The sequence below is a fragment of the Sphingomonas carotinifaciens genome (genome assembly GCF_009789535.1).
Classification (GTDB): domain Bacteria; phylum Pseudomonadota; class Alphaproteobacteria; order Sphingomonadales; family Sphingomonadaceae; genus Sphingomonas; species Sphingomonas carotinifaciens.
Window position 1 is genome coordinate 1 of sequence record NZ_WSUT01000003.1, and the last position, 21,135, is coordinate 21,135.

The 21,135-nt window shown below is 61.8% G+C and carries 33 protein-coding genes and 1 pseudogene; 15 read left to right on the forward strand and 19 right to left on the reverse strand.

All coding sequences use genetic code 11. The features are described from left to right. Positions 1 to 383 precede the first annotated feature (383 nt). Positions 384 to 671 (reverse strand): hypothetical protein, encoded by a 288-nt coding sequence (locus tag GQR91_RS01820; RefSeq protein WP_149683655.1) that lies wholly within the window; start codon positions 669 to 671, stop codon positions 384 to 386. A gap of 72 nt (positions 672 to 743) precedes the next feature. Between GQR91_RS01820 and GQR91_RS19065 the strand changes: the two genes are divergently transcribed. Next, positions 744 to 908: a hypothetical protein gene (locus GQR91_RS19065; RefSeq protein WP_162853784.1), complete on the forward strand. Its 165-nt coding sequence runs from the start codon at positions 744 to 746 to the stop codon at positions 906 to 908. 84 nt (positions 909 to 992) lie between these two features. Here GQR91_RS19065 and GQR91_RS01825 read toward each other — a convergent pair whose 3' ends face one another. Next, positions 993 to 1,886, reverse strand: a complete 894-nt coding sequence (locus GQR91_RS01825) for a hypothetical protein (protein WP_164727727.1) — start codon at positions 1,884 to 1,886, stop codon at positions 993 to 995. After that, on the reverse strand, positions 1,886 to 2,155 hold the full coding sequence (locus GQR91_RS01830; protein WP_149683653.1) for a mobilization protein: 270 nt from the start codon (positions 2,153 to 2,155) through the stop codon (positions 1,886 to 1,888). Before GQR91_RS01830 ends, GQR91_RS01825 begins: the two co-directional genes overlap by 1 nt. Positions 2,156 to 2,379: 224 nt before the next feature. Here GQR91_RS01830 and mobQ point away from each other — a divergent pair, with 224 nt between their 5' ends. Continuing rightward, complete coding sequence (gene mobQ / locus GQR91_RS01835) at positions 2,380 to 3,417, forward strand: MobQ family relaxase (protein WP_149683652.1); 1,038 nt, start codon at positions 2,380 to 2,382, stop codon at positions 3,415 to 3,417. A 5-nt stretch (positions 3,418 to 3,422) separates the two neighbouring features. Here the strand turns inward: mobQ and GQR91_RS01840 are convergent, their stop codons facing one another. Further along, entirely contained in the window at positions 3,423 to 3,857 is a 435-nt protein-coding gene (locus tag GQR91_RS01840; RefSeq protein WP_149683651.1) for a type II toxin-antitoxin system PemK/MazF family toxin, read from the reverse strand. Between the two features lie 4 nt (positions 3,858 to 3,861). Then, on the reverse strand, positions 3,862 to 4,125 hold the full coding sequence (locus GQR91_RS01845) for a type II toxin-antitoxin system Phd/YefM family antitoxin (RefSeq protein WP_164727728.1): 264 nt from the start codon (positions 4,123 to 4,125) through the stop codon (positions 3,862 to 3,864). A gap of 93 nt (positions 4,126 to 4,218) precedes the next feature. Between GQR91_RS01845 and GQR91_RS01850 the strand changes: the two genes are divergently transcribed. From GQR91_RS01850 to GQR91_RS01870, 5 genes are all read left to right on the forward strand, one after another. After that, positions 4,219 to 6,645 carry a hypothetical protein gene (locus GQR91_RS01850; RefSeq protein WP_149683659.1) on the forward strand — a complete coding sequence of 809 codons (2,427 nt, stop codon included), beginning with the start codon at positions 4,219 to 4,221 and terminating at the stop codon, positions 6,643 to 6,645. Continuing rightward, complete coding sequence (locus tag GQR91_RS01855) at positions 6,645 to 6,875, forward strand: hypothetical protein (RefSeq protein ID WP_149683658.1); 231 nt, start codon at positions 6,645 to 6,647, stop codon at positions 6,873 to 6,875. The genes GQR91_RS01850 and GQR91_RS01855 overlap by 1 nt, the downstream gene beginning before the upstream one ends. A gap of 150 nt (positions 6,876 to 7,025) precedes the next feature. Beyond that, entirely contained in the window at positions 7,026 to 7,595 is a 570-nt protein-coding gene (locus tag GQR91_RS01860) for a recombinase family protein (protein WP_249042504.1), read from the forward strand. Positions 7,596 to 7,661: 66 nt separating this feature from the next. After that, on the forward strand, positions 7,662 to 7,838 hold the full coding sequence (locus GQR91_RS01865) for a hypothetical protein (protein WP_160146874.1): 177 nt from the start codon (positions 7,662 to 7,664) through the stop codon (positions 7,836 to 7,838). Then, positions 7,835 to 8,062 (forward strand): hypothetical protein, encoded by a 228-nt coding sequence (locus GQR91_RS01870; RefSeq protein ID WP_164727729.1) that lies wholly within the window; start codon positions 7,835 to 7,837, stop codon positions 8,060 to 8,062. Before GQR91_RS01865 ends, GQR91_RS01870 begins: the two co-directional genes overlap by 4 nt. A gap of 302 nt (positions 8,063 to 8,364) precedes the next feature. Here GQR91_RS01870 and GQR91_RS19425 read toward each other — a convergent pair whose 3' ends face one another. The 3 genes and pseudogenes from GQR91_RS19425 to GQR91_RS01880 form a co-directional block, all read right to left on the reverse strand. Then, positions 8,365 to 8,928 (reverse strand): replication initiation protein, encoded by a 564-nt coding sequence (locus GQR91_RS19425; protein ID WP_249042508.1) that lies wholly within the window; start codon positions 8,926 to 8,928, stop codon positions 8,365 to 8,367. A 92-nt stretch (positions 8,929 to 9,020) separates the two neighbouring features. Then, positions 9,021 to 9,470 (reverse strand): annotated as a pseudogene (locus GQR91_RS19430) (replication protein RepB); the annotation flags it as partial. 379 nt (positions 9,471 to 9,849) lie between these two features. After that, positions 9,850 to 10,020: a hypothetical protein gene (locus GQR91_RS01880; RefSeq protein ID WP_211368552.1), complete on the reverse strand. Its 171-nt coding sequence runs from the start codon at positions 10,018 to 10,020 to the stop codon at positions 9,850 to 9,852. Positions 10,021 to 10,201: 181 nt separating this feature from the next. Between GQR91_RS01880 and GQR91_RS19070 the strand changes: the two genes are divergently transcribed. Beyond that, entirely contained in the window at positions 10,202 to 10,366 is a 165-nt protein-coding gene (locus tag GQR91_RS19070) for a hypothetical protein (protein ID WP_162853784.1), read from the forward strand. 286 nt (positions 10,367 to 10,652) lie between these two features. Here the strand turns inward: GQR91_RS19070 and GQR91_RS01885 are convergent, their stop codons facing one another. Together GQR91_RS01885 and GQR91_RS01890 are read right to left on the reverse strand one after the other, a co-directional pair. Then, positions 10,653 to 11,342: a hypothetical protein gene (locus tag GQR91_RS01885; RefSeq protein ID WP_164727730.1), complete on the reverse strand. Its 690-nt coding sequence runs from the start codon at positions 11,340 to 11,342 to the stop codon at positions 10,653 to 10,655. Next, on the reverse strand, positions 11,342 to 11,611 hold the full coding sequence (locus GQR91_RS01890; RefSeq protein WP_149683653.1) for a mobilization protein: 270 nt from the start codon (positions 11,609 to 11,611) through the stop codon (positions 11,342 to 11,344). Before GQR91_RS01890 ends, GQR91_RS01885 begins: the two co-directional genes overlap by 1 nt. A 209-nt stretch (positions 11,612 to 11,820) precedes the next feature. Between GQR91_RS01890 and GQR91_RS01895 the strand changes: the two genes are divergently transcribed. Then, on the forward strand, positions 11,821 to 12,090 hold the full coding sequence (locus tag GQR91_RS01895) for a mobilization protein (RefSeq protein WP_149683653.1): 270 nt from the start codon (positions 11,821 to 11,823) through the stop codon (positions 12,088 to 12,090). Beyond that, positions 12,090 to 12,983 (forward strand): hypothetical protein, encoded by an 894-nt coding sequence (locus GQR91_RS01900; protein WP_164727727.1) that lies wholly within the window; start codon positions 12,090 to 12,092, stop codon positions 12,981 to 12,983. Before GQR91_RS01895 ends, GQR91_RS01900 begins: the two co-directional genes overlap by 1 nt. A gap of 84 nt (positions 12,984 to 13,067) precedes the next feature. Here the strand turns inward: GQR91_RS01900 and GQR91_RS19075 are convergent, their stop codons facing one another. Continuing rightward, positions 13,068 to 13,232: a hypothetical protein gene (locus GQR91_RS19075; RefSeq protein ID WP_162853784.1), complete on the reverse strand. Its 165-nt coding sequence runs from the start codon at positions 13,230 to 13,232 to the stop codon at positions 13,068 to 13,070. Positions 13,233 to 13,304: 72 nt separating this feature from the next. Between GQR91_RS19075 and GQR91_RS01905 the strand changes: the two genes are divergently transcribed. Together GQR91_RS01905 and GQR91_RS01910 are read left to right on the forward strand one after the other, a co-directional pair. Next, positions 13,305 to 13,592: a hypothetical protein gene (locus GQR91_RS01905; protein ID WP_149683655.1), complete on the forward strand. Its 288-nt coding sequence runs from the start codon at positions 13,305 to 13,307 to the stop codon at positions 13,590 to 13,592. Positions 13,593 to 14,000: 408 nt separating this feature from the next. After that, positions 14,001 to 15,077, forward strand: a complete 1,077-nt coding sequence (locus GQR91_RS01910; protein ID WP_149683656.1) for a replication initiation protein — start codon at positions 14,001 to 14,003, stop codon at positions 15,075 to 15,077. Between the two features lie 302 nt (positions 15,078 to 15,379). Here the strand turns inward: GQR91_RS01910 and GQR91_RS01915 are convergent, their stop codons facing one another. From GQR91_RS01915 to GQR91_RS19435, 5 genes are all read right to left on the reverse strand, one after another. Further along, a complete protein-coding gene (locus tag GQR91_RS01915; RefSeq protein ID WP_164727729.1) occupies positions 15,380 to 15,607 on the reverse strand; it encodes a hypothetical protein in 228 nt (75 codons plus the stop codon). Further along, on the reverse strand, positions 15,604 to 15,780 hold the full coding sequence (locus GQR91_RS01920) for a hypothetical protein (protein ID WP_160146874.1): 177 nt from the start codon (positions 15,778 to 15,780) through the stop codon (positions 15,604 to 15,606). Before GQR91_RS01920 ends, GQR91_RS01915 begins: the two co-directional genes overlap by 4 nt. 66 nt (positions 15,781 to 15,846) lie before the next feature. Next, complete coding sequence (locus GQR91_RS01925; protein WP_249042504.1) at positions 15,847 to 16,416, reverse strand: recombinase family protein; 570 nt, start codon at positions 16,414 to 16,416, stop codon at positions 15,847 to 15,849. 379 nt (positions 16,417 to 16,795) lie between these two features. Then, on the reverse strand, positions 16,796 to 18,688 hold the full coding sequence (locus GQR91_RS01930) for a hypothetical protein (protein ID WP_249042505.1): 1,893 nt from the start codon (positions 18,686 to 18,688) through the stop codon (positions 16,796 to 16,798). A gap of 90 nt (positions 18,689 to 18,778) precedes the next feature. After that, the gene (locus tag GQR91_RS19435) at positions 18,779 to 19,225 is read right to left on the reverse strand and encodes a hypothetical protein (protein ID WP_249042506.1); all 447 of its coding nucleotides are present in this window, start codon (positions 19,223 to 19,225) and stop codon (positions 18,779 to 18,781) included. A gap of 173 nt (positions 19,226 to 19,398) precedes the next feature. Here GQR91_RS19435 and GQR91_RS01935 point away from each other — a divergent pair, with 173 nt between their 5' ends. Genes GQR91_RS01935 through GQR91_RS19735 form a run of 3 tightly spaced genes read left to right on the forward strand, consistent with a single transcriptional unit; the run spans position 19,399 to position 20,018 of the window. Then, positions 19,399 to 19,581 carry a hypothetical protein gene (locus tag GQR91_RS01935; RefSeq protein WP_211368553.1) on the forward strand — a complete coding sequence of 61 codons (183 nt, stop codon included), beginning with the start codon at positions 19,399 to 19,401 and terminating at the stop codon, positions 19,579 to 19,581. Positions 19,582 to 19,585: 4 nt separating this feature from the next. After that, a complete protein-coding gene (locus GQR91_RS19220; protein WP_211368554.1) occupies positions 19,586 to 19,861 on the forward strand; it encodes a hypothetical protein in 276 nt (91 codons plus the stop codon). A gap of 34 nt (positions 19,862 to 19,895) precedes the next feature. After that, complete coding sequence (locus tag GQR91_RS19735; protein ID WP_282957539.1) at positions 19,896 to 20,018, forward strand: hypothetical protein; 123 nt, start codon at positions 19,896 to 19,898, stop codon at positions 20,016 to 20,018. On the opposite strand, the gene GQR91_RS01945 is transcribed toward GQR91_RS19735, so the two are convergent. From GQR91_RS01945 to GQR91_RS19230, 3 genes are all read right to left on the reverse strand, one after another. Next, positions 19,996 to 20,340 (reverse strand): hypothetical protein, encoded by a 345-nt coding sequence (locus tag GQR91_RS01945; RefSeq protein ID WP_164727731.1) that lies wholly within the window; start codon positions 20,338 to 20,340, stop codon positions 19,996 to 19,998. The two genes, GQR91_RS19735 and GQR91_RS01945, sit on opposite strands and share 23 nt — an antisense overlap. After that, complete coding sequence (locus tag GQR91_RS19225) at positions 20,337 to 20,609, reverse strand: MobA/MobL family protein (protein ID WP_211368555.1); 273 nt, start codon at positions 20,607 to 20,609, stop codon at positions 20,337 to 20,339. The genes GQR91_RS01945 and GQR91_RS19225 overlap by 4 nt, the downstream gene beginning before the upstream one ends. 28 nt (positions 20,610 to 20,637) lie before the next feature. After that, on the reverse strand, positions 20,638 to 21,135 hold a 498-nt coding region (locus GQR91_RS19230), incomplete at its 5' end, for a MobA/MobL family protein (RefSeq protein WP_211368556.1).

Below are 21,135 nucleotides of genomic sequence, written 5' to 3' on the forward strand. Positions count from 1 at the left end.
ACATAGCTCAAAGTGCGTCAGAAACGAGTTACGAAGCAATATCTATTCGCACCTCATTTCTGGATCAGGTTACCCCACCCCATTCATCGTAACTGGGCACCCCATTTCTCGTAGGTCAGCACCCCATTTCTCGTATCTGCGCACCCCATTCCTCGTAGGTCGAGGCGTTTATGCGTTCTAGATCAATGGGCTAGCTAACCACGAATCATAGAATCAGTAGAATCTAGAATCATCGCGGGCGCGCGAGGCTGGCGTTGCATGACGACAAGCGGAATCGGCCTTCGGCCGATGCGCCGAAGATGCGTGCCGGCTACGCCGTCACAAGAGCGGCCTGACGGCCGCAGGCTCGGCGAGGGAGGAGTCGGGGCGAGGACGGTGTGCGATCATTCGCCGGCCGTCACGCGCCGGGGTGGGCGATCCTGTCGGGGATGAACGACGATCGCGGATATACCCGAACCGGCGATGCGGTCGATCAAGCGATCGGCTTCCTCCACCCGATCGCTGGGCCAGTCGCGGGCGACGTGGACGGACGCGCCACCGACCTCGACGGTCAAGTGGGGGATGGTGGGATCGAGGTCGAGCAACCGGGCCATGTCGGCCTGCGCGTCGACCGTAATGCGGCGCAGGCTGTCCCCCACCATGACGAGCTGCCAGGTGCGGTTGTCAGTCATGCTGCCCTCTTGACGCCAGCCTTCCGGATACCAATCTATGTTCCCCGTCTGTTCGGGAGAGGAGATAAATAGATGGCAGCGAAATATTGGTCCGGTCAGAATTGCCCGGAAACCGGCACCTACGGTCAGTACCGCGACACCAACAACGAATATGCCGGCACGAGCTATGACCGGAAGGTGGACAAGGGCGAGAACTTCCCTCCCTCGCTGAACAATCACCACTACGAGAAGAAGTGAGCAGGTCTTTAGCCCGTAAGGGACCGTAATGCACCGGCCGAGAGTATCTCGGCCGGTGTTTGTTTATGTAGCCCTCCACCCGGCTCATGGCAGGAGCCACCCGCTGTAGGTCTTGGCGTCGGGGTTCGCACCGAAGCACCAGTAGGCCCCGTCGCGCTTCTCGCGTTTCCAGCCGTGATCCTTGGGGCAGGCGGCGATGGCGGGAATGGTCTGTTCGCTGGCCTGATCGATGCGGCGGGCGAGCTTGCCGTTGGTAGTGTTGGCCCAGCTCGCCGCAGCCGTTTCATCACGGGCGCGGGCATAGCCCGATGCCTCGCCGGCCCCGTTACCCAGGTAGTAGCCGTAACCCCCGGCGATCGGCACCAGCAGGGCGAAGGCGGCGAGCGCACCGTTCCACCACCTGTCCCACCGGCGCCGGCGCTGCTCATGGGCCCGGCGATCGGCGGCATCGGCGGCGAGACGATCGGCCAGGGCGGCGTGCGCGGCCGTATCAGCGTCGATCCGACGCCGCAGGGCCTCTCCCGCCCCGGCAAGGCCGTCTGTGGCCCCACGACGCGCTCCGGCCTCCGCACGGGCCTCCAGGGCGGCAGGATCGACCAGGCGGGCCGCTATGGCCTTGTCACGGGCTTCCTCGTCCTCGGCGCGCTGTGCGTCCCTGGCGGCGGCATCGGCCAGGCTGGCGCGCACGTCGGCCACCAGGTCGCGCAGGGTGCCGAAGCCGGCGAGGACGCGCTGGATGTTGGTGTCGAGGTGGGAGAAGAAGCTGTGCGCCTGGGCGGCGTCGGCGGTATCGCGCGCGCGACCGGCGGCAGAGGGCGGCGGATCGGGGGGCGTGTCGAACTCTGCGGGATCGAACCTCCCGGCCGGGGGATCGGTCCGGCCACCACCACGCGCCATTCCCCTTCCGCGTCCGGACTCATGGAGCTGGCGCGCCTGTTCGAGCAGGCGGCGGGGGTCGTCCTCCCGATCGCGGTCCATCAGCTATCCTCCCCGGGCAGCGTCCATCCCTCGAACGGTTTGCGATCCTGATCCCGGCTGATGCGGTGGGTCAGCTCGGAGACGATGCCGGCGAACCGCTTGTCCTTGGTAGCGGCGTCGATGAGCAGCCCGCCGAGGATGATCTTGCGGCGGGTATCGAGGCGGCGACCTTCGGCAGCGACACGGGCGTTGAGCGCGGCGAGACGGGCCTTTGCCTGATCGACCCGCTTCTGTGCCTGCTCGATAGATTCGCGTGTGGGTGCCGCCATACCTTCCCCGCGTGAAAGCACGAATACGAAGCGAGTATAGCGCAACCCAACGAACGAAGCCACCCGACGCGACGGTAGGAGACAAGGGCGCACTTTAGCATTACTGCGTAATGCGTGCGGCAGGGACACCCTGCACCCATGTCGCGATGCGACAGCGGGGCCTCCGCCCCACACCCCGACCAGCGCAACGCCGCTGGACCACGTTGGAGAAGGCAGACGCAGCGATGGCGATCTACCATCTGGCGGTGAAATCGGTGTCGCGCTCGACCGGGCGCAGCGCGGTCGCCGCTGCGGCGTACCGGGCCGGCGCATATCTTGAAAACGAGCGCGACGGCCTGGTGCACGACTACACGCGGCGGGGCGGCGTCGAGGATGCGTTCATCGTCGCCCCGGAGGGCGCGGAGTGGGCGCAGGACCGCTCCGCGCTGTGGAACGCGGCAGAGGCGGCGGAGAAGCGCAAGGACGCCAAGGTGGCGCGGGAATACGAACTGGGGCTACCGGCCGAGCTGGACGCCGGCCAGCGCCGCGACCTGGTTCGTGCTTTCGCGGAGGATGTGTGCGACCGCTACGGGGTGGCGGTCGATGCGGCGATCCACGCCCCCCATGATTACGGCGACGATCGCAACCACCACGCCCACGTCATGACGACGACGCGGGTAGCGGAGGCGGACGGGTTGGGGGCGAAGACGCGCCAGCTCGACGTGCGCACGACCGCCTCGGTCGAAGTGGAGGCGATCCGCGAGCGATGGGCGGGCATGGTCAACGACGCGCTGGAACACGCCCAGGTGCCGGAGCGGGTCGATCATCGCAGCTACGAGCGTCAGGGGCTGGATATCGAGCCTACGGTCAAGATGGGCCATGCGTCGGCCGCGATCGAGCGGCGCGCCGAGCGGGAGCAGATCGCAGCCGGTGAGGAGCCGCACGCCGTCACCCCGCGCGGGCAGATGAACGAGGCGATCATGGAGAAGCGGGGGCTGGCCTACTACATCGAGTATGGCGAGCAGCGGATACGGGAGTGGACCGGCCAGGCTCGGGAGCGGGTCGAACATCTGGCGCAGAGCATGTCGAGCTTCGTCCAGGGCGCGGCGAGGGCAATGCGGGCGGGGTTGCAGACCAGCGCCGGCGATGGATTCGATGGGTTGCCGGCAATCGACCAGTCACCCCGCCGCGAGCAGACCGGCTCCGAGCTGGATCAACCGCAGATCGAGCGTGATCGACAGCGGGACCGGCAACACGACCACGATATCGGGTTTGGACGGTAGGCAGGTTAGTCGCGTAGAATCTCGGTGACGCGGCGCGCAGCAGCCAGTTCGAGAATACGGCTGATGACGGTATCGTAGAGCTTGGGCGGGATGAAGCCGTAGGCGAAGCGATCCTTGCTCCCAGGCACGGGCCGAATGTCATAGCCCGGCCAGGCGAACTGGTTCACTTCATCCAGCACGATCCAGGAGCGATCGTCATCAAGGCCGAGCGCCTGTTTGACGCGAGGCGGCAGCTCGACCGCTTCCCCGTCTTTCGCGGGCGGGGTGTGCGTGATCGGTGCGACCGTCACGCGCGGGGCACCGCCCTTTGGACTTTGCACCGACAGCACGATGACGCTGGGGCGGACCTTGCGTCCTTCCTCCTGTCCCTTGCGATGCTCGTGCCGCCACAGATAGGCATAGGGAATGACCAGACCCGGTTCCGGGGTAGGAAGCGACAAAGGCTTAATCCATCAGTGCGTTGAGATGGTCGTGGCGGGGGTCCATCCGTGATGCCGCCAGCGCCTTCAACGTCGCGCCGTCTAGCTCCTCGACTGCCAGGGCGGTAGGAGCCGTTGCCTTGAGGCGCTGATATTCGTCATAGTCGCGCGCCGACACGAAATAGCCTGTCACTCGGTTGTGCGTCACCACAGCGACTGGCTCGCGTTGGGCCTCCTCGCGATAGCGACCGAAATTACGGGCGAACTCGGTCGCAGCTACCTGTGTCATCTTGCCCTCCTTGGCATTAGAGCGATACACAAAACGCGCGTTTTTCGCAATGGTGCCTGCCGGTGCCAATTTGCGCGGGGGGAGATAATCCAGGTGACCTTATTAACGGCCCTCGCACGGGCAAAAACCGAGGAGGATGTTAAGGACGCCTACATCGCGGCTCTCGGACTGAAGGGCTATTTCAAGGGACTGGTCGACATCCAGACCGAAGAGGTCTGGTTCGAGGCGAAGGACAGCCCGACCGCACCCATCGTCATGTTCGGCCAGCTCCTTGTCTACATCCGCGCGGCGAAGAAGCGTGGTGAGGCGATTCCGGCGTTCCTTGCCGTTATCGATCGCGAAAAGGCGGCACTGATGCCAACCGAAAAGGCGCTGCCGCTGCTCGACGATAAGGCGCTCGTCTGGCCCAAATCAGGCTCGGCGGCAGGCAAGGACTTCGCCGCACAGATCGCGCCTTACGTCCAGACGCACATCGTCGAATATGAAATCGCGCATGATGAGGCAGCGTTCGTCAGGGCGGTCAAGGACGCAATCCGTGAACGTCGCATCATCCGCACGCCGATCACTCCCGACAATTTGCGGCAGGTGTTCGACCGCTGGGTCGCCATGATCGGTAGCGAGCTCGGCGTGAAGAACCAGGCCGATTACGCCGTACTGTTCTTCGCCGACATCATGCACGACGGCCAGCGAGAGGCGATGAAGGGGCCAGCGGGCGCGCGCCTGTTGTTCAGTGGCGACAAGCCAGTTTTCATCCTAGGGACTGAGCAGTACGAGCTAGCGAGCGAGCGCGGCTATCGTAACTTCTGGGCGATCTACCACCGGCCGCCCGAACAGCAGCATCGCCATTATCTGCTTGAACGCCGCGACAGCTTGCTTCCCGTCGATGAACAGAAATTCAAGGGCGCGTATTACACGCCGCTAAACATCGTTGATAAAGCCTATGACCAGTTGCGTGCCACGCTAGGAGAGAATTGGCAAAACCGTTACATCGTGTGGGACATGTGTGCGGGTGTTGGCAATCTGGAAGCTAAGCACAGCAATCTACGCAATGTCTTCATGTCCACGCTCGACCAGGCCGATGTGACGATCATGAAGTCGAATCCGGCGTTCGCGGGGGCGGAGATATTTCAGTACGATTACCTGAACGACGACATCACTGATTTTGGTGAGATCGATTATGCGCTGTCGGGTAAGCTGCCGACGGCGCTGCGGCAGGCGATTACTAATGCGCGCGAAGGCCGGAAGGGCGCGAAGCCGATTTTAGTGCTAATCAATCCGCCCTATGCGGAGGCTACCAACGACAACACTACAAGAGGCGTTGCTTCGGATGGTTCAGGGTCCAAAGCAAAAGTTGCTAAAACTCGCTTAGCGTTAAGTCTAAAAGCCGACTATGGGAAGGCCACAAATGAGCTATTTGCCCAGTTCGTGGCACGAATAGATTTAGAGTTGCCTACATCAACACTAGCGATGTTTTCTACACTAAAGTACGTAATTTCTCCTACTTTAGAGAAATTTAGAGAAACGTGGAAGGCAAAATTTCTAGGAGGCTTCGTTGTCCATAGTCGTGCATTTGATAGCGTTCCCGGGAACTTCCCAATAGCTTTTTTGATGTGGGATACTGCTGTGAATGTGTCAGTAGCAAATATTGACACACGCGTACTCAACAAAGAGGGCAAAGAGGTCGGTGAGAAGACGTTCATTATAAGCACGGGGCGCAAGTTACTCACCGACTGGATCATCCGGCCACGCTCAAACCGCGAAGAGGTAGTGCCGCTGAAAAATGCCCTGACTACTGCGACTGCCACGAAGGATCTTCGAGGGACCAGGTGGTCGGACGATGCCATCGCCTATATGTGGTGCAACAGCAACGACTTGCAGCAGGCCGCCAAGACTGCATTGTTCTCGTCCGGCTTTAACGGTGGCCACGGGCTTTTCGTCACTTCCGAAAACCTCTGGCAAGCCGCCATCGTGTTCGCGGTCCGCCGCCTTATTAAGCCAACCTGGCTCAATGACCGCGACCAGTTCCTGCAACCCTCCGAGGCGCTGACCGACGAATTTAAGTCCGATTGCTTGGTCTGGATGCTGTTCAACGGCAGCAATTTGACCGCCGGGGCTGATGGGCTTCGCTGGAACGAGCGCGACTGGTCCCTTGTCAATCACTTCATCCCGTTCACCGAAGGCGAGGTCGGAGTGAGCGGGCGGTTTCAATCCGACTTCATGGTCCGCTACATGGCGGGCATGATCTTTTCGGCGGAAGCGCGAGCAGTGCTCGACGCGGGGCGGGTATTGTGGAAGCGCTACCACGCCATCAGCTTTCCGCGTAAAATCCGCGAAGAATTCAAACTCAACCGTCCGGATGTCGGCTGGTACCAAGTCCGCCGCGCCCTCGAAGCTTATGGTGATACCGAACTAACGGACTTCGACGCGTTCAAGGCAGCCTATGCCGCGCTCGGTACAAAACTACGGCCTTTGGTATTTGAATTTGGATTTTTGTCACAGCCTTTAGGGAGTGTAAGCTAGTGATTACGTCAGAGTATTTCCTTGTATCTGCTGAGATTGAGGTTGATGGGTCTCGTGAAAAAATAGAACTACCTGGACTGTCAGCCTTGCCCAGCGTTGGTGACGAAGTAGAGCTTAATTACTGGCACGGGCGTAAGCTGACTTTTGTGGTTGAAGGTGTTCGGCATCACATTGCCAATATTGGCGAAAAAATGCTTCAGCAAACCGTACTTATTGGTAGGCCGATCTAATTAGCTAAGCATAGATTAACCCCGTGCCAAGATTAGGGGTAAGCAATGTCCGCTCTCTGCCATTCTTACTCGGGGCGATGCGAAAGTCATAGGTTCTGCATCACGCCGGAAACGGCAGAAATCCGGGCGCTTCCGTGATGCATATATCCGATGCACAATGGTCGCATGATCTACGGCTATGCGCGCGTCTCCTCCAACGGGCAGGACCTCACCCAGCAGGTCGCCCAGCTCCTCGCTGCCGGCTGCGTGAAAGTCTACCAGGAGAAGGCCAGCGCCGCGTCGGCCGAGCGGCCGAAGCTCAAGCGCGCGATCGGCGCGCTCGATGCCGGCGACGTGCTGATGGTGACGGCCACCGACCGCCTGGCACGCAACACCCGTGACCTGTTGAACATCCTCCACGCGGTGAAGGAGGCAGGGGCTGGCTTCCGCTCGATCGCGGAGCCGATGGTGGATACGACCTCGCAGTTTGCCGAGGTCGTCATCGCCGTGCTGGGGATCGCAGCGAGCTGGGAACGCCAGCGGATCGTGGAGCGCACCGCAGTCGGTCGCGACCAGGCTAAGGCGCGTGGGGTGAAGTTCGGCCGGCGTGCTGCCCTCACTCCCCATCAGCAGGCGGAGGCGCTACAGCGGCTCGCTAGGGGCGACACGCAGCGCACCGTCGCGGCTCTGCTCGGGGTCGATCAGGCGACGATATCGCGGCTGTCGCGCAAGCAAGGCTGATGATCGAGCGAGCTAGAAACAAGTCGTTAAACCGGTGCCGGGTACGGTTACGCAAGGAGATTAGAAATGGCGTTTACCGAGGCCGAAAAGCAGCAGTGGCATGCCGATCGACGTGCAGCGGAAGCCACGGATGACGACTATGCTGCATCCCCAACCTGCGGGCATTGTGGCAACCCGTTCAGCTCGGGCGCAGGAGTGGTCACCGATGACTTCTCCCTATGTGACGTTTGCAACGGCGATTGATCCTGCTGTCATTCGTCAGTGCGGCCGAACAGGCGACCGAAGAACCCTCGCTTGGATTCTGTGGGGCCGGGTCCGGTCAGCAGTCCGATAACTCGGGCTTGAGCCTCACGCCGTTCCTCGTCCGATTGATCGAGGCGACGGCGGAGATCATCGATCGTGCCGTCCCGATCGCGCAACTGTTCCAAGGCAGCATCAAGACGAGCCTGCAACACATTGGAATCTGACCCGTTACGGGTGTCAGCATTGCCGTTGCGAAGCGTTTCAGCAGGCGTTTCGGTTACTGGTGCGGCTGACTTGGGAGGGTACACCCGGTGCAATTCGACTGGCTCAATCGAGAAAGAGCCATCATCCTTCTTTGTCGCGGAAATCCGACCACTATTAATGGCCCGCGATATGGAGGCCTGCTGATGCCTGTCGCCTTCGCAGCTTCTCCGAGGGTGTAAGCCATCTTATTGGTCCCTGTTGCGGATCGTTTCAAAACATGATCCGCTAACCCGTTAGCAGAAACGGTCAGATAGCGAAACGATTAGACCCTGCCCCACTTGGTGGCACACCCCGTAACCCATTTCGTCCAGTCTGCCTTGAGAGCGTCCCCTACCAGTTTACGGCGCTGTTCAGGGCGCACGCGGGCATACTGATCCGCTAGTCGCTGCACGGAGTGACCACCGCCTAGGGCCATTCCGATCGAATGAAGCTCCGGGGTCTTGAACTCGTTCACCTGATCGTCGGCCGGCCAGCGCAGGGTGTCGGAAACCGACAGGCGAGAAGCCGCCGAGGCGATGAGGCTAGCAGTATCGACGATGGTTTCTGTCGTCCCTTCCCGGCGAGCCTTTCGACCGCTGCTATGGCGTCCTGCCTCATCAGCCGCGGCGTCAGTGGCATCGTCGTCTTTCGGGGTGAAGGTGAGGGTGACGTGGGTAATCTTGCCCCGCGCCCCGCGTTTTTCCGACCAGTCCATCGTGAAGGCGGCGAGCTGATCGATTTCGGCCTTCGCCAGATCGAGGACGAAGCGACGGAAGTCGGAAAGTTGAGCAGTGTTTTGGGAGCTACGCCTACCCGCTCCCGCAGCTCCTCGATCGTACCTGACCATCGAGGCTCGCGACGGCCAGCGAGCAGGCAACCCATCTCGTAGAGGGTAATGGCATATTTGGATCGGAAGGCGAGCAGCGCCGCCCGGTTCAATCGGGCGTAGTAGTCGCTCCCCTGCAGAATAGCCCGTGCTGGTGCCGTGAACTCCCATTCGACGGTAGCTCGTCCATCTTCCGCGTGTTCGTTGAGGGTCCACGCCAGCAGAGCAGCGGTAAGGGTAGCAGCACGTCCCTGAGCCGAGGTCGAAGACATCTGGAATTTCACATCCATCAGCTCGGCCAGCGTGTCTTGGATCCGATCATTGGCATTGTGGCTGCCTCGCAGCTCACGCTTGGCGATCACATGCGAGCCTGGTCGCCAAGCCTCGCCGGCAGCTTTGGCGATCAGGAGAGCCAAGGTTTTGCGAGCGGCAAGGGAGGGTGATGTGCCGGCACCAAACCGAGCTTCGATGAACTCACCAGCTTTGACGATGGCATGACCGTCTCGGACCGAAGCGGTGGAAGCCGCTTTCATGGTGCGACCTAGGGAAGGGCCATCTGACATAGCTCAAAGTGCGTCAGAAACGAGTTACGAAGCAATATCTATTCGCACCTCATTTCTGGATCAGGTTACCCCACCCCATTCATCGTAACTGGGCACCCCATTTCTCGTAGGTCAGCACCCCATTTCTCGTATCTGCGCACCCCATTCCTCGTAGGTCGAGGCGTTTATGCGTTCTAGATCAATGGGCTAGCTAACCACGAATCATAGAATCAGTAGAATCTAGAATCATCGCGGGCGCGCGAGGCTGGCGTTGCATGACGACAAGCGGAATCGGCCTTCGGCCGATGCGCCGAAGATGCGTGCCGGCTACGCCGTCACAAGAGCGGCCTGACGGCCGCAGGCTCGGCGAGGGAGGAGTCGGGGCGAGGACGGTGTGCGATCATTCGCCGGCCGTCACGCGCCGGGGTGGGCGATCCTGTCGGGGATGAACGACGATCGCGGATATACCCGAACCGGCGATGCGGTCGATCAAGCGATCGGCTTCCTCCACCCGATCGCTGGGCCAGTCGCGGGCGACGTGGACGGACGCGCCACCGACCTCGACGGTCAATGGTGGGATCGAGGTCGAGCAACCGGGCCATGTCGGCCTGCGCGTCGACCGTAATGCGGCGCAGGCTGTCCCCCACCATGACGAGCTGCCAGGTGCGGTTGTCAGTCATGCTGCCCTCTTGACGCCAGCCTTCCGGATACCAATCTATGTTCCCCGTCTGTTCGGGAGAGGAGATAAATAGATGGCAGCGAAATATTGGTCCGGTCAGAATTGCCCGGAAACCGGCACCTACGGTCAGTACCGCGACACCAACAACGAATATGCCGGCACGAGCTATGACCGGAAGGTGGACAAGGGCGAGAACTTCCCTCCCTCGCTGAACAATCACCACTACGAGAAGAAGTGAGCAGGTCTTTAGCCCGTAAGGGACCGTAATGCACCGGCCGAGAGTATCTCGGCCGGTGTTTGTTTATGTAGCCCTCCACCCGGCTCATGGCAGGAGCCACCCGCTGTAGGTCTTGGCGTCGGGGTTCGCACCGAAGCACCAGTAGGCCCCGTCGCGCTTCTCGCGTTTCCAGCCGTGATCCTTGGGGCAGGCGGCGATGGCGGGAATGGTCTGTTCGCTGGCCTGATCGATGCGGCGGGCGAGCTTGCCGTTGGTAGTGTTGGCCCAGCTCGCCGCAGCCGTTTCATCACGGGCCGGGCATAGCCCGATGCCTCGCCGGCCCCGTTACCCAGGTAGTAGCCGTAACCCCCGGCGATCGGCACCAGCAGGGCGAAGGCGGCGAGCGCACCGTTCCACCACCTGTCCCACCGGCGCCGGCGCTGCTCATGGGCCCGGCGATCGGCGGCATCGGCGGCGAACGATCGGCCAGGGCGGCGTGCGCGGCCGTATCAGCGTCGATCCGACGCCGCAGGGCCTCTCCCGCCCCGGCAAGGCCGTCTGTGGCCCCACGACGCGCTCCGGCCTCCGCACGGGCCTCCAGGGCGGCAGGATCGACCAGGCGGGCCGCTATGGCCTTGTCACGGGCTTCCTCGTCCTCGGCGCGCTGTGCGTCCCTGGCGGCGGCATCGGCCAGGCTGGCGCGCACGTCGGCCACCAGGTCGCGCAGGGTGCCGAAGCCGGCGAGGACGCGCTGGATGTTGGTGTCGAGGTGGGAGAAGAAGCTGTGCGCCTGGGCGGCGTCGGCGGTATCGCGCGCGCGACCGGCGGCAGAGGGCGGCGGATCGGGGGGCGTGTCGAACTCTGCGGGATCGAACCTCCCGGCCGGGGGATCGGTCCGGCCACCACCACGCGCCATTCCCCTTCCGCGTCCGGACTCATGGAGCTGGCGCGCCTGTTCGAGCAGGCGGCGGGGGTCGTCCTCCCGATCGCGGTCCATCAGCTATCCTCCCCGGGCAGCGTCCATCCCTCGAACGGTTTGCGATCCTGATCCCGGCTGATGCGGTGGGTCAGCTCGGAGACGATGCCGGCGAACCGCTTGTCCTTGGTAGCGGCGTCGATGAGCAGCCCGCCGAGGATGATCTTGCGGCGGGTATCGAGGCGGCGACCTTCGGCAGCGACACGGGCGTTGAGCGCGGCGAGACGGGCCTTTGCCTGATCGACCCGCTTCTGTGCCTGCTCGATAGATTCGCGTGTGGGTGCCGCCATACCTTCCCGCGTGAAAGCACGAATACGAAGCGAGTATAGCGCAACCCAACGAACGAAGCCACCCGACGCGACGGTAGGAGACAAGGGCCACTTTAGCATTACGCAGTAATGCTAAAGTGCGCCCTTGTCTCCTACCGTCGCGTCGGGTGGCTTCGTTCGTTGGGTTGCGCTATACTCGCTTCGTATTCGTGCTTTCACGCGGGGAAGGTATGGCGGCACCCACACGCGAATCTATCGAGCAGGCACAGAAGCGGGTCGATCAGGCAAAGGCCCGTCTCGCCGCGCTCAACGCCCGTGTCGCTGCCGAAGGTCGCCGCCTCGATACCCGCCGCAAGATCATCCTCGGCGGGCTGCTCATCGACGCCGCTACCAAGGACAAGCGGTTCGCCGGCATCGTCTCCGAGCTGACCCACCGCATCAGCCGGGATCAGGATCGCAAACCGTTCGAGGGATGGACGCTGCCCGGGGAGGATAGCTGATGGACCGCGATCGGGAGGACGACCCCCGCCGCCTGCTCGAACAGGCGCGCCAGCTCCATGAGTCCGGACGCGGAAGGGGAATGGCGCGTGGTGGTGGCCGGACCGATCCCCCGGCCGGGAGGTTCGATCCCGCAGAGTTCGACACGCCCCCCGATCCGCCGCCCTCTGCCGCCGGTCGCGCGCGCGATACCGCCGACGCCGCCCAGGCGCACAGCTTCTTCTCCCACCTCGACACCAACATCCAGCGCGTCCTCGCCGGCTTCGGCACCCTGCGCGACCTGGTGGCCGACGTGCGCGCCAGCCTGGCCGATGCCGCCGCCAGGGACGCACAGCGCGCCGAGGACGAGGAAGCCCGTGACAAGGCCATAGCGGCCCGCCTGGTCGATCCTGCCGCCCTGGAGGCCCGTGCGGAGGCCGGAGCGCGTCGTGGGGCCACAGACGGCCTTGCCGGGGCGGGAGAGGCCCTGCGGCGTCGGATCGACGCTGATACGGCCGCGCACGCCGCCCTGGCCGATCGTCTCGCCGCCGATGCCGCCGATCGCCGGGCCCATGAGCAGCGCCGGCGCCGGTGGGACAGGTGGTGGAACGGTGCGCTCGCCGCCTTCGCCCTGCTGGTGCCGATCGCCGGGGGTTACGGCTACTACCTGGGTAACGGGGCCGGCGAGGCATCGGGCTATGCCCGCGCCCGTGATGAAACGGCTGCGGCGAGCTGGGCCAACACTACCAACGGCAAGCTCGCCCGCCGCATCGATCAGGCCAGCGAACAGACCATTCCCGCCATCGCCGCCTGCCCCAAGGATCACGGCTGGAAACGCGAGAAGCGCGACGGGGCCTACTGGTGCTTCGGTGCGAACCCCGACGCCAAGACCTACAGCGGGTGGCTCCTGCCATGAGCCGGGTGGAGGGCTACATAAACAAACACCGGCCGAGATACTCTCGGCCGGTGCATTACGGTCCCTTACGGGCTAAAGACCTGCTCACTTCTTCTCGTAGTGGTGATTGTTCAGCGAGGGAGGGAAGTTCTCGCCCTTGTCCACCTTCCGGTCATAGCTCGTGCCGGCATATTCGTTGTTGGTGTCGCGGTACTGACCGTAGGTGCCGGTTTCCGGGCAATTCTGACCGGACCAATATTTCGCTGCCATCTATTTATCTCCTCTCCCGAACAGACGGGGAACATAGATTGGTATCCGGAAGGCTGGCGTCAAGAGGGCAGCATGACTGACAACCGCACCTGGCAGCTCGTCATGGTGGGGGACAGCCTGCGCCGCATTACGGTCGACGCGCAGGCCGACATGGCCCGGTTGCTCGACCTCGATCCCACCATCCCCCACTTGACCGTCGAGGTCGGTGGCGCGTCCGTCCACGTCGCCCGCGACTGGCCCAGCGATCGGGTGGAGGAAGCCGATCGCTTGATCGACCGCATCGCCGGTTCGGGTATATCCGCGATCGTCGTTCATCCCCGACAGGATCGCCCACCCCGGCGCGTGACGGCCGGCGAATGATCGCACACCGTCCTCGCCCCGACTCCTCCCTCGCCGAGCCTGCGGCCGTCAGGCCGCTCTTGTGACGGCGTAGCCGCACGCATCTTCGGCGCATCGGCCGAAGGCCGATTCCGCTTGTCGTCATGCAACGCCAGCCTCGCGCGCCCGCGATGATTCTAGATTCTACTGATTCTATGATTCGTGGTTAGCTAGCCCATTGATCTAGAACGCATAAACGCCTCGACCTACGAGGAATGGGGTGCGCAGATACGAGAAATGGGGTGCTGACCTACGAGAAATGGGGTGCCCAGTTACGATGAATGGGGTGGGGTAACCTGATCCAGAAATGAGGTGCGAATAGATATTGCTTCGTAACTCGTTTCTGACGCACTTTGAGCTATGTCAGATGGCCCTTCCCTAGGTCGCACCATGAAAGCGGCTTCCACCGCTTCGGTCCGAGACGGTCATGCCATCGTCAAAGCTGGTGAGTTCATCGAAGCTCGGTTTGGTGCCGGCACATCACCCTCCCTTGCCGCTCGCAAAACCTTGGCTCTCCTGATCGCCAAAGCTGCCGGCGAGGCTTGGCGACCAGGCTCGCATGTGATCGCCAAGCGTGAGCTGCGAGGCAGCCACAATGCCAATGATCGGATCCAAGACACGCTGGCCGAGCTGATGGATGTGAAATTCCAGATGTCTTCGACCTCGGCTCAGGGACGTGCTGCTACCCTTACCGCTGCTCTGCTGGCGTGGACCCTCAACGAACACGCGGAAGATGGACGAGCTACCGTCGAATGGGAGTTCACGGCACCAGCACGGGCTATTCTGCAGGGGAGCGACTACTACGCCCGATTGAACCGGGCGGCGCTGCTCGCCTTCCGATCCAAATATGCCATTACCCTCTACGAGATGGGTTGCCTGCTCGCTGGCCGTCGCGAGCCTCGATGGTCAGGTACGATCGAGGAGCTGCGGGAGCGGGTAGGCGTAGCTCCCAAAACACTGCTCAACTTTTCCGACTTCCGTCGCTTCGTCCTCGATCTGGCGAAGGCCGAAATCGATCAGCTCGCCGCCTTCACGATGGACTGGTCGGAAAAACGCGGGGCGCGGGGCAAGATTACCCACGTCACCCTCACCTTCACCCCGAAAGACGACGATGCCACTGACGCCGCGGCTGATGAGGCAGGACGCCATAGCAGCGGTCGAAAGGCTCGCCGGGAAGGGACGACAGAAACCATCGTCGATACTGCTAGCCTCATCGCCTCGGCGGCTTCTCGCCTGTCGGTTTCCGACACCCTGCGCTGGCCGGCCGACGATCAGGTGAACGAGTTCAAGACCCCGGAGCTTCATTCGATCGGAATGGCCCTAGGCGGTGGTCACTCCGTGCAGCGACTAGCGGATCAGTATGCCCGCGTGCGCCCTGAACAGCGCCGTAAACTGGTAGGGGACGCTCTCAAGGCAGACTGGACGAAATGGGTTACGGGGTGTGCCACCAAGTGGGGCAGGGTCTAATCGTTTCGCTATCTGACCGTTTCTGCTAACGGGTTAGCGGATCATGTTTTGAAACGATCCGCAACAGGGACCAATAAGATGGCTTACACCCTCGGAGAAGCTGCGAAGGCGACAGGCATCAGCAAGGCCTCCTATCGCGGGCCATTAATAGTGGTCGGATTTCCGCGACAAAGAAGGATGATGGCTCTTTCTCGATTGAGCCAGTCGAATTGCACCGGGTGTACCCTCCCAAGTCAGCCGCACCAGTAACCGAAACGCCTGCTGAAACGCTTCGCAACGGCAATGCTGACACCCGTAACGGGTCAGATTCCAATGTGTTGCAGGCTCGTCTTGATGCTGCCTTGGAACAGTTGCGCGATCGGGACGGCACGATCGATGATCTCCGCCGTCGCCTCGATCAATCGGACGAGGAACGGCGTGAGGCTCAAGCCCGAGTTATCGGACTGCTGACCGGACCCGGCCCCACAGAATCCAAGCGAGGGTTCTTCGGTCGCCTGTTCGGCCGCACTGACGAATGACAGCAGGATCAATCGCCGTTGCAAACGTCACATAGGGAGAAGTCATCGGTGACCACTCCTGCGCCCGAGCTGAACGGGTTGCCACAATGCCCGCAGGTTGGGGATGCAGCATAGTCGTCATCCGTGGCTTCCGCTGCACGTCGATCGGCATGCCACTGCTGCTTTTCGGCCTCGGTAAACGCCATTTCTAATCTCCTTGCGTAACCGTACCCGGCACCGGTTTAACGACTTGTTTCTAGCTCGCTCGATCATCAGCCTTGCTTGCGCGACAGCCGCGATATCGTCGCCTGATCGACCCCGAGCAGAGCCGCGACGGTGCGCTGCGTGTCGCCCCTAGCGAGCCGCTGTAGCGCCTCCGCCTGCTGATGGGGAGTGAGGGCAGCACGCCGGCCGAACTTCACCCCACGCGCCTTAGCCTGGTCGCGACCGACTGCGGTGCGCTCCACGATCCGCTGGCGTTCCCAGCTCGCTGCGATCCCCAGCACGGCGATGACGACCTCGGCAAACTGCGAGGTCGTATCCACCATCGGCTCCGCGATCGAGCGGAAGCCAGCCCCTGCCTCCTTCACCGCGTGGAGGATGTTCAACAGGTCACGGGTGTTGCGTGCCAGGCGGTCGGTGGCCGTCACCATCAGCACGTCGCCGGCATCGAGCGCGCCGATCGCGCGCTTGAGCTTCGGCCGCTCGGCCGACGCGGCGCTGGCCTTCTCCTGGTAGACTTTCACGCAGCCGGCAGCGAGGAGCTGGGCGACCTGCTGGGTGAGGTCCTGCCCGTTGGAGGAGACGCGCGCATAGCCGTAGATCATGCGACCATTGTGCATCGGATATATGCATCACGGAAGCGCCCGGATTTCTGCCGTTTCCGGCGTGATGCAGAACCTATGACTTTCGCATCGCCCCGAGTAAGAATGGCAGAGAGCGGACATTGCTTACCCCTAATCTTGGCACGGGGTTAATCTATGCTTAGCTAATTAGATCGGCCTACCAATAAGTACGGTTTGCTGAAGCATTTTTTCGCCAATATTGGCAATGTGATGCCGAACACCTTCAACCACAAAGTCAGCTTACGCCCGTGCCAGTAATTAAGCTCTACTTCGTCACCAACGCTGGGCAAGGCTGACAGTCCAGGTAGTTCTATTTTTTCACGAGACCCATCAACCTCAATCTCAGCAGATACAAGGAAATACTCTGACGTAATCACTAGCTTACACTCCCTAAAGGCTGTGACAAAAATCCAAATTCAAATACCAAAGGCCGTAGTTTTGTACCGAGCGCGGCATAGGCTGCCTTGAACGCGTCGAAGTCCGTTAGTTCGGTATCACCATAAGCTTCGAGGGCGCGGCGGACTTGGTACCAGCCGACATCCGGACGGTTGAGTTTGAATTCTTCGCGGATTTTACGCGGAAAGCTGATGGCGTGGTAGCGCTTCCACAATACCCGCCCCGCGTCGAGCACTGCTCGCGCTTCCGCCGAAAAGATCATGCCCGCCATGTAGCGGACCATGAAGTCGGATTGAAACCGCCCGCTCACTCCGACCTCGCCTTCGGTGAACGGGATGAAGTGATTGACAAGGGACCAGTCGCGCTCGTTCCAGCGAAGCCCATCAGCCCCGGCGGTCAAATTGCTGCCGTTGAACAGCATCCAGACCAAGCAATCGGACTTAAATTCGTCGGTCAGCGCCTCGGAGGGTTGCAGGAACTGGTCGCGGTCATTGAGCCAGGTTGGCTTAATAAGGCGGCGGACCGCGAACACGATGGCGGCTTGCCAGAGGTTTTCGGAAGTGACGAAAAGCCCGTGGCCACCGTTAAAGCCGGACGAGAACAATGCAGTCTTGGCGGCCTGCTGCAAGTCGTTGCTGTTGCACCACATATAGGCGATGGCATCGTCCGACCACCTGGTCCCTCGAAGATCCTTCGTGGCAGTCGCAGTAGTCAGGGCATTTTTCAGCGGCACTACCTCTTCGCGGTTTGAGCGTGGCCGGATGATCCAGTCGGTGAGTAACTTGCGCCCCGTGCTTATAATGAACGTCTTCTCACCGACCTCTTTGCCCTCTTTGTTGAGTACGCGTGTGTCAATATTTGCTACTGACACATTCACAGCAGTATCCCACATCAAAAAAGCTATTGGGAAGTTCCCGGGAACGCTATCAAATGCACGACTATGGACAACGAAGCCTCCTAGAAATTTTGCCTTCCACGTTTCTCTAAATTTCTCTAAAGTAGGAGAAATTACGTACTTTAGTGTAGAAAACATCGCTAGTGTTGATGTAGGCAACTCTAAATCTATTCGTGCCACGAACTGGGCAAATAGCTCATTTGTGGCCTTCCCATAGTCGGCTTTTAGACTTAACGCTAAGCGAGTTTTAGCAACTTTTGCTTTGGACCCTGAACCATCCGAAGCAACGCCTCTTGTAGTGTTGTCGTTGGTAGCCTCCGCATAGGGCGGATTGATTAGCACTAAAATCGGCTTCGCGCCCTTCCGGCCTTCGCGCGCATTAGTAATCGCCTGCCGCAGCGCCGTCGGCAGCTTACCCGACAGCGCATAATCGATCTCACCAAAATCAGTGATGTCGTCGTTCAGGTAATCGTACTGAAATATCTCCGCCCCCGCGAACGCCGGATTCGACTTCATGATCGTCACATCGGCCTGGTCGAGCGTGGACATGAAGACATTGCGTAGATTGCTGTGCTTAGCTTCCAGATTGCCAACACCCGCACACATGTCCCACACGATGTAACGGTTTTGCCAATTCTCTCCTAGCGTGGCACGCAACTGGTCATAGGCTTTATCAACGATGTTTAGCGGCGTGTAATACGCGCCCTTGAATTTCTGTTCATCGACGGGAAGCAAGCTGTCGCGGCGTTCAAGCAGATAATGGCGATGCTGCTGTTCGGGCGGCCGGTGGTAGATCGCCCAGAAGTTACGATAGCCGCGCTCGCTCGCTAGCTCGTACTGCTCAGTCCCTAGGATGAAAACTGGCTTGTCGCCACTGAACAACAGGCGCGCGCCCGCTGGCCCCTTCATCGCCTCTCGCTGGCCGTCGTGCATGATGTCGGCGAAGAACAGTACGGCGTAATCGGCCTGGTTCTTCACGCCGAGGCTCGCTACCGATCATGGCGACCCAGCGGTCGAACACCTGCCGCAAATTGTCGGGAGTGATCGGCGTGCGGATGATTGCGACGTTCACGGATTGCGTCCTTGACCGCCCTGACGAACGCTTGCCTCATCATGCGCGATTTCATATTCGACGATGTGCGTCTGGACGTAAGGCGCGATCTGTGCGGCGAAGTCCTTGCCTGCCGCCGAGCCTGATTTGGGCCAGACGAGCGCCTTATCGTCGAGCAGCGGCAGCGCCTTTTCGGTTGGCATCAGTGCCGCCTTTTCGCGATCGATAACGGCAAGGAACGCCGGGAATCGCCTCACCACGCTTCTTCGCCGCGCGGATGTAGACAAGGAGCTGGCCGAACATGACGATGGTGCGGTCGGGCTGTCCTTCGCCTCGAACCAGACCTCTTCGGTCTGGATGTCGACCAGTCCCTTGAAATAGCCCTTCAGTCCGAGAGCCGCGATGTAGGCGTCCTTAACATCCTCCTCGGTTTTTGCCCGTGCGAGGGCCGTTAATAAGGTCACCTGGATTATCTCCCCCCGCGCAAATTGGCACCGGCAGGCACCATTGCGAAAAACGCGCGTTTTGTGTATCGCTCTAATGCCAAGGAGGGCAAGATGACACAGGTAGCTGCGACGAGTTCGCCCGTAATTTCGGTCGCTATCGCGAGGAGGCCCAACGCGAGCCAGTCGCTGTGGTGACGCACAACCGAGTGACAGGCTATTTCGTGTCGGCGCGCGACTATGACGAATATCAGCGCCTCAAGGCAACGGCTCCTACCGCCCTGGCAGTCGAGGAGCTAGACGGCGCGACGTTGAAGGCGCTGGCGGCATCACGGATGGACCCCCGCCACGACCATCTCAACGCACTGATGGATTAAGCCTTTGTCGCTTCCTACCCCGGAACCGGGTCTGGTCATTCCCTATGCCTATCTGTGGCGGCACGAGCATCGCAAGGGACAGGAGGAAGGACGCAAGGTCCGCCCCAGCGTCATCGTGCTGTCGGTGCAAAGTCCAAAGGGCGGTGCCCCGCGCGTGACGGTCGCACCGATCACGCACACCCCGCCCGCGAAAGACGGGAAGCGGTCGAGCTGCCGCCTCGCGTCAAACAGGCGCTCGGCCTTGATGACGATCGCTCCTGGATCGTGCTGGATGAAGTGAACCAGTTCGCCTGGCCGGGCTATGACATTCGCCCGTGCCTGGGAGCAAGGATCGCTTCGCCTACGGCTTCATCCCGCCCAAGCTCTACGATACCGTCATCAGCCGTATTCTCGAACTGGCTGCTGCGCGCCGCGTCACCGAGATTCTACGCGACTAACCTGCCTACCGTCCAACCCGATATCGTGGTCGTGTTGCCGGTCCCGCTGTCGATCACGCTCGATCTGCGGTTGATCCAGCTCGGAGCCGGTCTGCTCGCGGCGGGGTGACTGGTCGATTGCCGGCAACCCATCGAATCCATCGCCGGCGCTGGTCTGCAACCCCGCCCGCATTGCCCTCGCCGCGCCCTGGACGAAGCTCGACATGCTCTGCGCCAGATGTTCGACCCGCTCCCGAGCCTGGCCGGTCCACTCCCGTATCCGCTGCTCGCCATACTCGATGTAGTAGGCCAGCCCCCGCTTCTCCATGATCGCCTCGTTCATCTGCCCGCGCGGGTGACGGCGTGCGGCTCCTCACCGGCTGCGATCTGCTCCCGCTCGGCGCGCCGCTCGATCGCGGCCGACGCATGGCCCATCTTGACCGTAGGCTCGATATCCAGCCCCTGACGCTCGTAGCTGCGATGATCGACCCGCTCCGGCACCTGGGCGTGTTCCAGCGCGTCGTTGACCATGCCCGCCCATCGCTCGCGGATCGCCTCCACTTCGACCGAGGCGGTCGTGCGCACGTCGAGCTGGCGCGTCTTCGCCCCCACCCGTCCGCCTCCGCTACCCGCGTCGTCGTCATGACGTGGGCGTGGTGGTTGCGATCGTCGCCGTAATCATGGGGGCGTGGATCGCCGCATCGACCGCCACCCCGTAGCGGTCGCACACATCCTCCGCGAAAGCACGAACCAGGTCGCGGCGCTGGCCGGCGTCCAGCTCGGCCGGTAGCCCCAGTTCGTATTCCCGCGCCACCTTGGCGTCCTTGCGCTTCTCCGCCGCCTCTGCCGCGTTCCACAGCGCGGAGCGGTCCTGCGCCCACTCCGCGCCCTCCGGGGCGACGATGAACGCATCCTCGACGCCGCCCCGCCGCGTGTAGTCGTGCACCAGGCCGTCGCGCTCGTTTTCAAGATATGCGCCGGCCCGGTACCCGCAGCGGCGACCGCGCTGCGCCCGGTCGAGCGCGACACCGATTTCACCGCCAGATGGTAGATCGCCATCGCTGCGTCTGCCTTCTCCAACGTGGTCCACGGCGTTGCGCTGGTCGGGGTGTGGGGCGGAGGCCCCGCTGTCGCATCG

Coding starts and splice junctions, on each gene's coding strand:
- GQR91_RS01820 (WP_149683655.1), bottom strand. CDS start 671: ATGACTGACAACCGCACCTGGCAGCTCGTCATGGTGGGGGACAGCCTG.
- GQR91_RS19065 (WP_162853784.1), top strand. CDS start 744: ATGGCAGCGAAATATTGGTCCGGTCAGAATTGCCCGGAAACCGGCACC.
- GQR91_RS01825 (WP_164727727.1), bottom strand. CDS start 1,886: ATGGACCGCGATCGGGAGGACGACCCCCGCCGCCTGCTCGAACAGGCG.
- GQR91_RS01830 (WP_149683653.1), bottom strand. CDS start 2,155: ATGGCGGCACCCACACGCGAATCTATCGAGCAGGCACAGAAGCGGGTC.
- mobQ (WP_149683652.1), top strand. CDS start 2,380: ATGGCGATCTACCATCTGGCGGTGAAATCGGTGTCGCGCTCGACCGGG.
- GQR91_RS01845 (WP_164727728.1), bottom strand. CDS start 4,125: ATGACACAGGTAGCTGCGACCGAGTTCGCCCGTAATTTCGGTCGCTAT.
- GQR91_RS01860 (WP_249042504.1), top strand. CDS start 7,026: ATGCACAATGGTCGCATGATCTACGGCTATGCGCGCGTCTCCTCCAAC.
- GQR91_RS01865 (WP_160146874.1), top strand. CDS start 7,662: ATGGCGTTTACCGAGGCCGAAAAGCAGCAGTGGCATGCCGATCGACGT.
- GQR91_RS19425 (WP_249042508.1), bottom strand. CDS start 8,928: ATGGTCAGGTACGATCGAGGAGCTGCGGGAGCGGGTAGGCGTAGCTCC.
- GQR91_RS19070 (WP_162853784.1), top strand. CDS start 10,202: ATGGCAGCGAAATATTGGTCCGGTCAGAATTGCCCGGAAACCGGCACC.
- GQR91_RS01885 (WP_164727730.1), bottom strand. CDS start 11,342: ATGGACCGCGATCGGGAGGACGACCCCCGCCGCCTGCTCGAACAGGCG.
- GQR91_RS01890 (WP_149683653.1), bottom strand. CDS start 11,611: ATGGCGGCACCCACACGCGAATCTATCGAGCAGGCACAGAAGCGGGTC.
- GQR91_RS01895 (WP_149683653.1), top strand. CDS start 11,821: ATGGCGGCACCCACACGCGAATCTATCGAGCAGGCACAGAAGCGGGTC.
- GQR91_RS01900 (WP_164727727.1), top strand. CDS start 12,090: ATGGACCGCGATCGGGAGGACGACCCCCGCCGCCTGCTCGAACAGGCG.
- GQR91_RS19075 (WP_162853784.1), bottom strand. CDS start 13,232: ATGGCAGCGAAATATTGGTCCGGTCAGAATTGCCCGGAAACCGGCACC.
- GQR91_RS01905 (WP_149683655.1), top strand. CDS start 13,305: ATGACTGACAACCGCACCTGGCAGCTCGTCATGGTGGGGGACAGCCTG.
- GQR91_RS01910 (WP_149683656.1), top strand. CDS start 14,001: ATGAAAGCGGCTTCCACCGCTTCGGTCCGAGACGGTCATGCCATCGTC.
- GQR91_RS01920 (WP_160146874.1), bottom strand. CDS start 15,780: ATGGCGTTTACCGAGGCCGAAAAGCAGCAGTGGCATGCCGATCGACGT.
- GQR91_RS01925 (WP_249042504.1), bottom strand. CDS start 16,416: ATGCACAATGGTCGCATGATCTACGGCTATGCGCGCGTCTCCTCCAAC.
- GQR91_RS01945 (WP_164727731.1), bottom strand. CDS start 20,340: ATGAACGAGGCGATCATGGAGAAGCGGGGGCTGGCCTACTACATCGAG.